Consider the following 12,706-nt stretch of genomic DNA (forward strand, 5'->3'; position numbering starts at 1 on the left):
CACGGAGCCTGTTCGTTCGCGCAGCGGTTTCGAGCGGGATCGCCGGACTGCCGAAGCACGGCCGTCCGGCGACACTCTCGCCTCAGTAACCGAGGCCCTTCTTGCTGTCGTAGATCTTCTGCGGATCATCGGTGGCGGTGTAGAGCTTGGATTCCGTCTGGATCCATTTCGGCGGAACGGTGCCCTTGTCCTTGAAGGCCGCGATGGCATCGAGCGCGGGGCCTGCCATGTTCGGCGTCAGCTCGACCGTGGCATTGGCTTCGCCGGCGACCATCGCCTTGAAGATGTCGGGGACCGCATCGATCGAGACGGTGAGAATCTCCTTGCCGGGCTTGAGGCCGGCCTCCTTCATCGCCTGGATCGCGCCGACCATCATGTCGTCGTTGTGCGCATAGACCGCGCAGATCGACTTGCCGCCGCCTTCGGCCTTGATGAAGCTTTCCATCACTTCCTTGCCCTTGGCGCGGGTGAAGTCGCCGGTCTGGCTGCGCACCACTTTCAGGTTCGCATGCTTGGCGATAGCGGTGTCAAACCCCTTCTTGCGGTTGGCGGCGACGCTCGCGCCGACCGTGCCCTGCAATTCGACGATGTTGCAGGCCTTGGCGCCGACGGTCTTCGCCAGCCAGTCACCCGCGACCTCGCCTTCGTGAACGCTGTCGGAGGTCACGGCGGTGAGATAGAGCTCCTTGCCGGAGGGATCGATGTCGCGGTCGAGCAGCACGACCGGGATCTTGGCCTCCTTGGCTTCCTTCAGCACCGAGTCCCAGCCGGTTGAGACGACGGGCGCGAGGAAGATCGCATCGACATTCTGCGCGATGAAGGAGCGGATCGCCTTGATCTGGTTCTCCTGCTTCTGCTGCGCGTCGGCGATCTTGAGATTGACCTTGCGCTTGGTGGCCTCCTGCTTGGAGACCGAGGTCTCGGCCGCGCGCCAGCCGGATTCCGATCCGATCTGCGAGAAGCCAATGGTGAGCTCGGCGGCATTCGCCGGCAGCGCGAGCAGCAACGCGGCCGTCGCGCTGGCCGCAAAGAGGGCTTTGACGATCATCAGGCGTGTCTCCCAAAATGTTATCCGGGGGCGCCGATTGGTAGCATCGCACCCACAGGCCGACCTTTGAGGTGGCGGGAGGGACTATTTCACGGAAGTTTGGTTCCGACTAGTCATATTATTTGACTATTGAGGGGGAAAGCGCGCGCGAGCGGATGAGCGACTTCTATGTCACGCGCAGCGCGATTTTATTCCACGGATGCAACGCGGAGATGAACGAAATGATGCGGCAGTTGGGGCGAAGACACTGTCTAGGAGGATGGTGAAAGGCGAACCCGCAACCCCTCCCCCCATCACCGCGAGCGCAGCGAAGCAATCCTGAGTCTTTCCGGGGAGGGATTCTGGATTGCTTCGCTGCGCTCGCAATGACGGTGGGGAGAGAGTTTCTGCGTCGATCGAGGCAAAGCGACTCGTGGAGAGTCCCCCACATCCGGCGTGCAGTGAGCTAGATCAGCTTGCGCTGCGCGAGATTCTTCATCAGCGCGCCGATGCCGAACGTCCAGGGCTCGCATTCGTCGCTGGCCCGCATGCGGTTGACGAGTTTGCCGAGCTGGGGCGCCGAGATCGTGACGATGTCGTCGCGTTTGTGGGTGAACCCCTGTCCCGGCGCGTCGCGATCCTTAACCGGCGCGAACATGGTCCCGAGGAACAGCACGAAGCCATCGGGATATTGGTGCACCTTGCCGATGGTCTGCTCGACCAGATCGGTCGGATCGCGGCTGATCATGCTGATCGAGGAATGGCCGTCGAGGACGAAACCGTCCTGCCCCTTGACGTTCAGGCTGATGTCGAGCTTGCGGGCGTCGTCGAGGGTAAAGCTGTCGTCGAACAGGCGCAGCAGCGGGCCGATGGAGCACGAGGCGTTGTTGTCTTTGGCCTTCGACAACAGCAGTGCCGAACGGCCCTCGAAGTCGCGCAGATTGACGTCGTTGCCGAGGGCGCCACCGACGATCGTGCCGCGGCTCGAGACGAACAGCACCAGCTCCGGCTCGGGGTTGTTCCAGGTCGACTTCGGATGCAGCCCCGCATCCATGCCGGTGCCGACCGACGACAAGGTCGGCGCCTTGGTGAAGACCTCGGCATCGGGGCCAATGCCGACCTCGAGATATTGGCTCCAGGCGTTCTGGTCGATCAGCACCTGCTTCAGGTGCATCGCCTTGTCCGAGCCCGGCTTGAGCTTCGACAGATCGTCGCCGATCAGCCGGGTCACTTCCTTCCGGATCGCTTCGGCCGAGGCCGGATTGCCCTTTGCCCGCTCCTCGATCACGCGCTCCAGCATCGAGATGGCAAAGGTGACGCCGGCCGCCTTCAGCGTCTGGAGATCGACGGGCGCAAGCAACCACGGTTTTTTCGGATCGCGCTGATCGGGAGGCGTGTTGGCGACGATGGCCTCGAGATCGCCGATGCGCTCGCCCTTGGTCGCGGCAAGCGCCTTCGCCGGATTGTCTTCCTCGCAGAGTGCGCTGACGGTCGGGAATTTTGCGGTGACGTCGAACACACCATCGCCGCGCACGGCGACCACGGCCGGGCCATTCGCCTGCGGCAGCCAGACGCGGCCGACGAGCGTTCCCCGCGTGCCGTCCTCGGGAAGAAGGTCCTTTACCGTCAATGTCGTCATGGGCGTATCCTCGCTCTTTTCGGATCGGCCTCGCTCGCGGAGGCCTATCACATTGGCGAAGACCAATAAACGTCTGGGACGGGAAGTCCAGCGCGGCAGCCCGCCGCGCTTCTATGCCCCCGCCCGCGCTTTTCGGGCCGCAATCTGCTGAAGCGCCCAGCGCGCGTTCTTGCGCACCTCGGGATCGGGATCGTCGGCGATGACGGCAAGGAACGCTTCGCCGTCGTGGTGGGCGATCTCGCCAAGCGCAGCCGCCGCCTCTTTCCGCAGATTGGCCTGCTCATGGTTCACGCAGTTGCCGATCGGGCGCACCGCGCGCTCGATTTTCATCCGGCCAAGGCTGCGGATTGCCTTCAGCCGCACCTGCCAGAACTCGTCACTGAGCGAAGCGATGAGCTGGTCGGCGGCAATCGATCCGTTGACGTTGAGGCCCAGCGTTTCCGCGGCCATCTCCCGCACCATCCAGTCCGAATCCTTCAACGCGCGCGTGATCATCTCGGCCGCGGGCTTCATCTGCGAGAAGGCGAGCGCGCTGACGGCGGCACGGCGCACATGCGCGTCGGGATCGTTGATCAGCGCGGTCAGCGCCGGAATTGATTCCTCCAGCTTGAGGAACCCGATCACGCCGATCGCCTGCACCCGCACGGCGGCATCGGAATCCTGGAGCGCTTCCAGCGCCGGTTTCAGTGTGTCCTTGCAGCGCAGCTCCTTCAGCGCACGCAACGCGCCCATGCGGACGAAGGCGTGGGCATGCTTGACCAGCGGCAGGATGATCTCGGCGCAAGCCGGATCCTTGAACTCCGCCATGCTGTCGGCCGCGGCGGACGCAACGATTCGTTCAGGATCGACGAGCAGCTTCACCAGCGCAGCCGCGGCCTCCGGCCCGTCGAACTCGCCGAGCGCCATCGCGACCTGCTGGCGGACGCCGGCATCAGGATCGGCGACCATTTTGGCGAGATGGCCGACGGCGGCGGGATCGCCGGAATGGCCGAGCGCGATGATCGCGACGCGGCGCTCCCCTGGATCGGCAGCCTGGAGCCGCTCGTCGGCGTCTTCGAGATCGTCGTAGGATTCGAACGGGCTCGACATGGCTACCTCAGGAGATAAGGAATGTTGACGGTGACGGCGCCGGTCGGGCAATCCGCCTCGCAGGGCATGCAGTACCAGCATTCGTCATAGGCCATGTAGGCCTTGTTGGTCATATCGCTGATACGCAGTACGTCGAGCGGACAGACGTCGACGCACACCGTGCAGCCCTTGTCCGCGATGCATTTGGCGTCATCGACGACCACCGGAACCGATGTCTGATAGGAAGCGAGAGGCATCGTATGTCTCCTGTATTTGTGCGGCGGGTCAGGCTGTCGCGCGGATGCGCTGCTTGTCGTAGAGATCCTTCTCATCGTCGGCGATCGGTACGATATAGGGCTCCACGGCACGCTTCTCGCTGGTCATCTTGCCATCCTGCTTGCTGAGCAACGTGTGGCAGAACCAGTTCTCGTTGTCCTTCTCCGGGAAATCCGTCCGCCAGTGATAGAGGCCCCAACGGCTTTCTTCGCGGTAGAGCGAGGCATGCACAGCCATGTCCGCGCAATCCATGATCGACTGGACTTCGAGCGCGCGGAGCAGTTCGTGCGCATTGCGCGCGATCATGCGCTCCTGCATGTCTTCCCTCGCTTCAGCGAGCCGGCGCATGCCGAGCTCGTATTTGCGCGTGACTTTCGGCGGCTGGAGATAGTCATTGACGAGACGCCGCGTCTTGTACTCGATCTGGTTCGGCGGAATACCGTCCTCGCGTTTGGTCGGCGCCATGACGCGGTCACGTTCGCGGGCGACCTCAGCCGCGTCGAATTCCGCGAAGTCGTGATTGTCCGCAAACTCCATCGCGTCGACGCCGGCGACCGAACCGTTGGTGAAGGCGCCGAGCATGTAGTTGTGCGGCACGCTCGCCATGTCGCCGGCGGCATAGAGGCCCGGGACGGTGGTGCGCGCGTTGTCGTCGACGAACACGCCCGACGCGCTGTGACCGGAGCAGAAGCCGATCTCGGAGATGTGCATCTCGATCGACTCGCTGCGGTAGTCGACCCCGCGCCCCTGCTGGAACAGGCCGCGCGTGGGACGTTCGACCTTGTGCAGCGTCGATTCGATCTCCGAGATGGTGTCGGGGTGAAGATGCTTGAGCTGGAGAAACACCGGGCCCTTCCCGGACAACAGCTCGTTGTAGAACTCCAGCATCATCTGGCCGGACCAGTAATCGCATTCGATGAAGCGCGATCCCTCGTTGTTGGCGGTGAAGGCGCCGAAGGGACCGGCGACGTAGGCGCAGGCCGGGCCGTTATAGTCCTTGATTAGCGGATTGATCTGATAGCATTCGAGGTTCGCCAGTGCTGCACCGGCGTGATAGGCCATGGAATAGCCGTCGCCGGAATTGGCCGCGTTCTCGTAGGTGCCGAACATGTAGCCCGAGGTCGGCAGGCCGAGACGGCCGGCGGCGCCCATGCACAGGATGACGGCCTTGGCCTTGATCACCAGCATCTCGGCGGTGCGGGTGTTGACGCTGATCGCGCCGGCGATGCGGCCATCGGCGGATTTGAGCAGCCGCGTCGCCATATAGCGGTTGGAGATCAGGATGCGGGCACGCCGGAGCTGGCGATACAGCGCCTTCTTCACGGTCTCGCCGTTCGGCATCGGCAGCACGTAGGTGCCGATGTGGTGCACCTTCTTGACGGCGTAGTCGCCGTTCTCGTTCTTCAGGAAGCGGATGCCGAAACTGTCGAGTTCCTCGATGATCGAGTAGCAGTTCTGCGCGTATTTGTAGACCGCCTTCTGATCGACGATGCCGTCATTGGCGATGGTGATTTCCTTGGTGTACTGCTCCGGCGTCGCGTAGCCGGGAATGACGGCATTGTTTAAGCCGTCCATGCCCATCGAGATCGCTCCGGAGCGCTTGACGTTCGCCTTTTCGAGCAGGACGACGTTGGCCTTCGGATTCTTCAGCTTCGCCTTCAACGCCGCCATCGGGCCGGCAGTGCCGCCGCCGATAACGAGCACGTCGCAGGAAACCTCCGAAAGTCCGTCGACGATCTGATCTAGTGACATCGCTTGCTCCTGGTCCGCCGGCAGATCCGGCGCCTTTGCATCAGATTTGTTCAGCAGGCGTCCCGGCGATAGCAATTAGTTGTCGCCGGGCTGCGATTTGCGCCTCAGCGCTCGACAAAGGCCTTTTCGATCACGAAATGGCCGGGCCGGCTGTGATTGCCCTCGACAAAGCCGCGCGCAGAAAGCATCGCGGGAAGTTCCTCCAACATCGCCGGGCTGCCGCACAGCATGATGCGGTCGGTCTCGATGTCGAGTCCCGACTGCCCGATATCGTCGAAGAGCTGGTTCGACGCGATCAGGTCGGAGATGCGGCCGCGATTCCTGAACGGCTCGCGGGTGACGGTCGGGTAGTAGACGAGCTTGTCACGGATAAGCGGCCCGAAGAACTCGTGATCTCGCAGGCCTTCCACGAGGTGCTCGCCATAGGAGAGCTCGGAGACCTGGCGGCAGCCATGGGCGAGCACGATGGTTTCATAATTCTCGTAGACGTCGGGGTCCTTGATCAGGCTGGCGAACGGCGCGAGTCCCGTTCCGGTCGAGAGCAGCAACAGGCGTTTGCCGGGAATGAGATTGCCCGTGATCAGCGTGCCCGTGGCCTTGCGGCCGACCAGGATGACGTCTCCCTCCCTGATCTTCTGAAGGCGTGAGGTCAGCGGACCGTCCTGTACCTTGATCGAGAAGAACTCGAGCGCCTCCTCGTGATTGGCGCTCGCCATGCTGTAGGCCCGCAGCAACGGCTTGCCCTCGACTTCCAACCCGATCATCGCGAACTGGCCGTTCTGGAAGCGGAAGCCCGGATCGCGCGTCGCGGTGAAGCTGAACAGGCTATCGGTCCAGTGCCTGACCGACAGGACCGTTTCCCTCTGAAATGCACTCATTGTCTCTCCTGATCTCGATTGCGCACAAGGTTTCGGAGAGACAGGAATCCGGCAACGCCGAACTGAAATTGCCGGTCGATTAGTTTCACATTTCGTGGGCGATGATCGAACAGCACCAGCGACGATCAGCGCCGCGCACCCTGCGCCTGGCAATTAGTTGCTATCGCGGCAGTGCTGCGGCAAGGTAGAGAAGGGTCGGAGACACGTCATGACCTTGGTGGGACCGACCGTGGCAGATTACGAAGCAAGCGCCGACCTCGCGACGCTCCGCGTCCGCACCGCTCAGGACGACACGCTGGACTTGGCGGCGGAAACGCTCCGCCTCTCCTGCAAATGCGCCCACTGCACCCGCGCCCGCTTCGACGGCCGCTTTCCCGAGCGGTTTCCAGGCATCGCGATCACCGAGATCGGCGATCTCGGTTACGGGCTGAACATCTCGTTTTCGGATGGGCACAATCGGGGGATTTACCCGAAGCCGTATTTGCTGAGCCTGGTGGGGCGGTAGACGCCACAGGTCGTCTTCCAAGCTTCGCTGTCATTCCCCGCGAAGGCGGGAACCAGTACGCCGCGGCTTCTCGATAGCCCATTGACGTCTCTGGAATACTGGATCGCCCGGTCAAGCCGGGCGATGACAGCGGAGTGAATCTGGCACGGACATTGCTCCTCTTTAGAACGGTTTGAACGTTCCGGAGGCAGATGATGTTGCAGGCGGCGGCCAATGTGGTTCGCGGGACGGTTCCCGCAACGGTCCGGCCTACCGGCGGTTCCTCGCTGCTGCTCACCGAGAACCAGCAATGGATCGGCGGACCGCCGCCCTTGATGGACAAGCTCAGCCAGCGCGAGCGGGAGCTGGTGCTGAAGCAGGGCCGCCGAAAAGTGCTCAACCGTGGCCAGACGCTGTTCAGCCAGGGTGGCAAGCATGACGGTATCTGGCTGATCGAGAGCGGCCGGATCCGGGTGTTCTACACCTCTCCGCTCGGCCGCGAGATCACGCTGGCCTATTGGCATGTCGGCAATTTCGTCGGCGGGCCGGAAGTGTTCGAAGGCACCGTGCATCAATGGTCCGGCGTTGCATCCAGCAATTGCAGCGTGGTGCATCTGCCCGGAAAGGAGCTACGATCCCTTGCGGTCGAGATCCCGAACCTCGCGATCGGCCTGATCGAAGGCCTGACCTTCAAGGGCAAGTGCTATTCGGCGCTGGCCCAGATGTTGGGAACGCGCTCGATCACACAGCGCCTTGCGCATCTGTTGCTGCATCTCGTCGACCTCTATGGCGTCGATGACGCCGACGGCCGGGTGATCGCGGCCGCCTTCACCCATGCCGATATCGCCCACATGGTCGGTGCCACCAGGCAATGGGTCACGATCAGCCTGAAGCGCATGCAGGAAAAGGGAATCGTGCTGACCAAGCGCTCGCAGATCGTGGTCTGCCGGTCCGACGTGCTGGAAGAGATGCGAGGGCAGGCGGCCGACTGACCGAGCTTGCGACCAGGGCCGGTGCCCATGCAAGCGGCTTAATAGTGCAGGACTGCCCAAGGAGTATGCAATCAACTTTTCCCGGCAACTAATCGACTGTGGCGCTCATTCCGGATTTGCCCTGCCCACGCCCTCACCCAATCATGGCAACCACAGCACATCCAACCGAATGAGGATGAGAATGGTCCGCCATCTTCCCACGCTCTCGATCGCGATGTCGGTGACGTCGCTGGCGCTTCTCCTCGCGCAGCCGGCCGCGGCGGAAACCGTCACGCTGGGCATCGGAACGCAGGACACCACAACCAACACGGTGACCGCCGGCGTCGTCATCCGCCAGCTCCATCTCCTCGAAAAATATCTGCCGAAAGACGGCAAATACGCCAACATCAAGTTCGAGCTGGAGTGGCAGAACTTCACCTCCGGCCCGCCCGTCACCAACGCGATGATGGCCAACAAGCTGCAGATCGGCATGATGGGCGACTATCCGCTGATCGTGAACGGCTTCACTTTTGACAGCAATCCCGAGAGCAAGAGCCGGCTGATCGGCATCGCCGCCTACAGCCTGTCGGGCTCCGGCAACGGCATCGTCGTTCACAAGGATTCGCCCTACTACGATCTCGCCGATCTCAAGGGCAAGCTCGTGAGCGTGCCGTTCGGCTCGGCCGCACACGGCATGGTGTTGAAGGCGATGCAGGACCGCGGCTATGCATCGGATTTCTTCCAGCTGGTGAGCCAGAGTCCGGAGGTCGGCTCGACCAATCTCCAGGAGAAGAAGATCGACGCGCATGCCGACTTCGTTCCGTTCGCCGAGTTGCTGCCGTTCCGCGGTTTTGCGCGAAAGATCTTCGACGGCGTCGAGACCAATCTCCCGACTTTCCACGGCATCGTGGTGCGAACCGATTTCGCCGAAAAATATCCCGAAGTCGTCGTCGCCTACTTCAAGGCGGTGATCGCCGCCAATCAATGGCTGCGCGACGATCCCAAGCTCGCCGCCGAGAAGATCCAGGAATGGACCGGCATCAGCAAGGAGGTCGTCTATATCTTTCTCGGCCCCAGCGGCAACATGACGACCGATCCCTCGATCAAGCCGGCGCTGATCGACGCTGCCACGGCCGACGTCAAGGTGCTGCAGAACCTCGGCCGGATGAAGGAGTTCGACCCGAAGAAATGGGTCGACGACAGCTACATCCGCAAAGCCTATGCCGAGATGAAGCTCGACTATGACGCGCAGCTTGCGAGCACCAAGAACTACGAGATCTCCGGCGACGATTCCTTCTGCAAGAAACCGATCGCCGATCCGCGCAAGGCCGGCGAGGTCTGGGTCGACGATTCAGGCATCGTGCCCTTCTCGTCAGCCAGCTGCACGCTCGGGGCCTATGCCGACTACAAAGCCAAGGGCAAGAAGATCAACGTCGCCTACGTTTTCGATACAACCCGCGGCATCAAGCTGTTCGCCGACCAGGCTTTCTTCGCGGTCGGCAATGGCGAGGTTGCGCCGTTCCTGTTGAAAAAGGACGCCGAAGCCTATGCCGCCAAGATCAGCGGCAAGGTGCTCGGCTTCGACGACGCGGTGAAGGCGGCGGTCGGCGGGGGTAAGACGTGAGCAGTCCCGCCCTCCGCAGACATTCCGAGGACAGCATGCCGGCAAGTGCAATCGCGGAGGCAAGCGCCATGCCCGCCTCCACGCCACCCGCGTCTCCACCCTCCTTCGGCACGCTCGCACTGCGCTGGTACCGGCTCAACCGGGGCGGGCTGCGCGCGACCGCGATCGGCATCATCTCGCTGCTCGCCTTCTTGCTGGTCTGGCATCTGCTGACAACCTATCGCGTCGTGTTCTTCGTGCGCTTCACCAACGTGCCCTCGCCGCTCGCGGTCTATGCGAGCTTCACCAAGGCGATCCACGATCCGAAATTCCTGCTGCACGTCCTCTTGAGCTGCCGCCGCATCTTCTTCGGTTTCTCGCTCGCGGCGATCGTCGCGGTGCCGCTCGGCCTGATCATGGGCCGCTTCAAGCTCGTCCACGAGATCATCTTTCCCGTGGCGGAGGTGCTGCGGCCGATCCCGGCGATCGCCTGGGTGCCGATGGCGATCATGCTGTGGCCGACCAACGAGCAGAGCATCGTCTACATCACGTTCCTCGGATCGTTCTTCCCGATCCTGGTCAACACGCTGCACGGCATGTCGCTGGTCGATCCCGTGCTGGTGCGTGCCGCGCAATGTCTCGGCGCGCGGGAGCGCTCGATCTTCCGCGATGTGTATTTTCCGGCCTCGCTCCCGCACATCTTCACCGGCCTCACCGTCGGCATGGGCGTGGCCTGGGTGTCGCTGATCGCTGCCGAGATGATCTCCGGACAGTACGGCATCGGCTATTTCACCTGGGAGGCCTATTCGCTGGTCCAGTATGCCGACATCGCGCTCGGCATGATCGCGATCGGCGTGCTTGGCCTCGGATCGAGCATGTTGATCCGAGGCGCCGGACAATTGGTGATGCCGTGGAGGTCAAGATGAGTGAGATCGTTGTCAAGGCACCGCAGGGCCATATCGAGGTCAAGAACTTCTCCCTCAGCTACGACAGCATCGAGGGGCCGGTCGAAGCCGTCGCCGATACGCAGATTCATGTGAAGCCTGGCGAGTTCGTCTCGATCGTCGGGCCCTCCGGCTGCGGAAAGTCGACGCTGCTCAACGCGGTTGCCGGCTTCCTCAAGCCGACCACGGGCATCGTCACCGTCGACGGCGAGAAGGTGAACGGCCCCAGCGCGGAGCGCGGCATGGTGTTTCAGCAATATTCGCTGTTTCCCTGGAAGACCGTGCGGGAGAACGTCGAGTTCGGCCTGAAGATGCGCGGCATGCCGCGCTCGCAGCGCGAGCGCGCCGCCCGCACGCTGCTGGGACTCGCGGGCCTCGAAGCCTTCGAAAAGCATTACCCCGAGAAACTCTCAGGTGGCATGAAGCAGCGCGTTGGCATCGTCCGCGCGCTCGCGACGGGACCCAAAGTGTTGCTGCTCGACGAACCCTTCGGCGCGCTCGACGCGCAGACCCGGGTCATCATGCAGCAGATCCTCACCAACATGTGGCAGCGGCTGAAGATCTCGGTGCTATTCGTCACCCACGACATCGACGAGGCGATCTTCCTGTCCGACCGTGTCTACTGCATGACCGCACGCCCCGGCTCGATCAAGGCGGAGATTCCGATCCCGCTGGAGCGGCCGCGGCAGCAGTCGATGATGATGTCGTCGGAATTCCTGGCATTGCGCCGCGGACTGATGTCGCTGATCCGCGAGGAGAGCATCAAGGCGATGGGCGGCGAGCTCAACGACATGGGCATGCAGGGGCTGAACATCGAGCTGCACGGGCACTCGCTCGCGGATGTGATTTAGGGATCTTCGACTTGCGCGCTGACTTCCTTCCCCCTTGTGGGAGAAGGAAGTGGAGTATGCGCAGCAGCTTGCCTTACTTGAACCAGTGCACCAGCGCGATGCTAATGCCGAGCAGCAGCAGTAGCGACAAGGTCACGGCCGCCGTCACCCGTCCCCCGACATTGGCAAGCACCTTCACATCGACGCCGAGGCCAAGCGCGGCCATCGATACCACCGTGAGAAAACCCGTGATCCGCGTGATCGGGGCAATCACCGTGGACGGCACGATCTCGAGCGAGCGCAAGGTCGCCAGCGCAAGGAAGCCGAGGATGAACCACGGGACCAGGCGGAAGAAGCCGACATTGGTCTTCTTGGCATCGCTGTGCCAGCGCGACGCCGTCAGCGAGAGGCCGACGACCACCGGCCCGAGCATCAGCACGCGCATCAGCTTGACGAGCGTGCCGATCTGCGTCGAGACGAGTCCCGCCGGCACCGTCGCAGCCAGCACCTGCGGCACGGCATAGACAGTGAGGCCTGCAAGGATGCCGTATTGCGTAGCCGATAGCTGCAGCAGCGGAATCAGCAGCGGCAGGCCGAGCACCATCATCACGCCGAGGATCGCGGTGAAGGAGATGGAGGATGCGATCTCGTCATTGTTGGCGCCGATGATCGGCGCCACCGCCGCAATCGCCGAATTGCCGCAGATCGAGTTTCCGCAGGCGATCAGGATCGAGAGCCGCGTCGAGAGACCAAGCAGCCGGCTGATGCCGAAGGAAACGCAGAGCGCGACCACAACGACGGCCGCGATCGAGGCCAACAGCGCGACGCCGGACGCCGCGATAGCAGCGAAGCTGATCGAGGCCCCCAGCAGCATGACGGCGACTTCGAGCAGCTGCTTGGCGCTGAAGGCGATGCCGGACTGCCAGCGCGGCGCGGGCTTCCAAAAGCTGCGCACAGCCATGCCGAGCAAGATCGCCATCACCAGCGCCTCGACATAGGGATGTTCGAAGATGCCCAATTCCGCCCGTTCGAGCAGGGCCGAAACGCCGGCCACGGCGATGCAGAGGAGGATCCCGGGAATCAGCGCGACGATGCGGCTGATGGCCGTGGTCCGCTTGGCGTCGGCCGGGCTGGATGCTTGATTCTGCGACACAAATCTCTCCCCAAGGAGAAGGATTTATACGCAGCGCCATCCGATTGGGGAATAAGTTTTCGACATATCAGGGCCGAGCGA

At 62.8% G+C, this 12,706-nt stretch carries 12 protein-coding genes; 5 read left to right on the forward strand and 7 right to left on the reverse strand.

The genetic code is table 11. The features are described from left to right. Positions 1 to 82 precede the first annotated feature (82 nt). The 6 genes from ytfQ to RX329_RS29215 form a co-directional block, all read right to left on the reverse strand. Positions 83 to 1,048: a galactofuranose ABC transporter, galactofuranose-binding protein YtfQ gene (ytfQ, locus tag RX329_RS29190; RefSeq protein WP_018458617.1), complete on the reverse strand. Its 966-nt coding sequence runs from the start codon at positions 1,046 to 1,048 to the stop codon at positions 83 to 85. A gap of 445 nt (positions 1,049 to 1,493) precedes the next feature. Then, positions 1,494 to 2,666 carry a fumarylacetoacetate hydrolase family protein gene (locus RX329_RS29195; protein WP_026233621.1) on the reverse strand — a complete coding sequence of 391 codons (1,173 nt, stop codon included), beginning with the start codon at positions 2,664 to 2,666 and terminating at the stop codon, positions 1,494 to 1,496. Between the two features lie 111 nt (positions 2,667 to 2,777). Beyond that, on the reverse strand, positions 2,778 to 3,755 hold the full coding sequence (locus tag RX329_RS29200) for a HEAT repeat domain-containing protein (protein WP_085352336.1): 978 nt from the start codon (positions 3,753 to 3,755) through the stop codon (positions 2,778 to 2,780). 2 nt (positions 3,756 to 3,757) lie between these two features. Then, positions 3,758 to 3,991: a ferredoxin family protein gene (locus RX329_RS29205; protein ID WP_007593252.1), complete on the reverse strand. Its 234-nt coding sequence runs from the start codon at positions 3,989 to 3,991 to the stop codon at positions 3,758 to 3,760. Positions 3,992 to 4,019: 28 nt separating this feature from the next. Continuing rightward, entirely contained in the window at positions 4,020 to 5,762 is a 1,743-nt protein-coding gene (locus RX329_RS29210; RefSeq protein ID WP_026233620.1) for a fumarate reductase/succinate dehydrogenase flavoprotein subunit, read from the reverse strand. A 104-nt stretch (positions 5,763 to 5,866) separates the two neighbouring features. Then, positions 5,867 to 6,640, reverse strand: coding sequence for a ferredoxin--NADP reductase (locus tag RX329_RS29215; RefSeq protein WP_018458612.1), 774 nt, complete (start codon positions 6,638 to 6,640; stop codon positions 5,867 to 5,869). 208 nt (positions 6,641 to 6,848) lie between these two features. Here RX329_RS29215 and RX329_RS29220 point away from each other — a divergent pair, with 208 nt between their 5' ends. The 5 genes from RX329_RS29220 to RX329_RS29240 all read left to right on the forward strand — a co-directional run bounded on the left by RX329_RS29220 (position 6,849) and on the right by RX329_RS29240 (position 11,493). Then, positions 6,849 to 7,145, forward strand: a complete 297-nt coding sequence (locus tag RX329_RS29220) for a gamma-butyrobetaine hydroxylase-like domain-containing protein (RefSeq protein WP_018458611.1) — start codon at positions 6,849 to 6,851, stop codon at positions 7,143 to 7,145. Between the two features lie 191 nt (positions 7,146 to 7,336). Next, entirely contained in the window at positions 7,337 to 8,116 is a 780-nt protein-coding gene (locus tag RX329_RS29225) for a Crp/Fnr family transcriptional regulator (protein WP_018458610.1), read from the forward strand. Between the two features lie 181 nt (positions 8,117 to 8,297). Beyond that, on the forward strand, positions 8,298 to 9,719 hold the full coding sequence (locus RX329_RS29230) for an ABC transporter substrate-binding protein (protein WP_162496366.1): 1,422 nt from the start codon (positions 8,298 to 8,300) through the stop codon (positions 9,717 to 9,719). Then, complete coding sequence (locus RX329_RS29235; protein ID WP_410706071.1) at positions 9,716 to 10,624, forward strand: ABC transporter permease; 909 nt, start codon at positions 9,716 to 9,718, stop codon at positions 10,622 to 10,624. Before RX329_RS29230 ends, RX329_RS29235 begins: the two co-directional genes overlap by 4 nt. Next, positions 10,621 to 11,493: an ABC transporter ATP-binding protein gene (locus RX329_RS29240; RefSeq protein ID WP_026233618.1), complete on the forward strand. Its 873-nt coding sequence runs from the start codon at positions 10,621 to 10,623 to the stop codon at positions 11,491 to 11,493. Before RX329_RS29235 ends, RX329_RS29240 begins: the two co-directional genes overlap by 4 nt. A gap of 73 nt (positions 11,494 to 11,566) precedes the next feature. On the opposite strand, the gene RX329_RS29245 is transcribed toward RX329_RS29240, so the two are convergent. Then, positions 11,567 to 12,625, reverse strand: a complete 1,059-nt coding sequence (locus tag RX329_RS29245; protein WP_085352331.1) for a YeiH family protein — start codon at positions 12,623 to 12,625, stop codon at positions 11,567 to 11,569. Between the last annotated feature and the right edge of the window lie 81 nt (positions 12,626 to 12,706).

Origin of the sequence: Bradyrhizobium sp. BWC-3-1 (genome assembly GCF_032917965.1) — a bacterium.
Lineage (GTDB): Bacteria > Pseudomonadota > Alphaproteobacteria > Rhizobiales > Xanthobacteraceae > Bradyrhizobium > Bradyrhizobium canariense_D.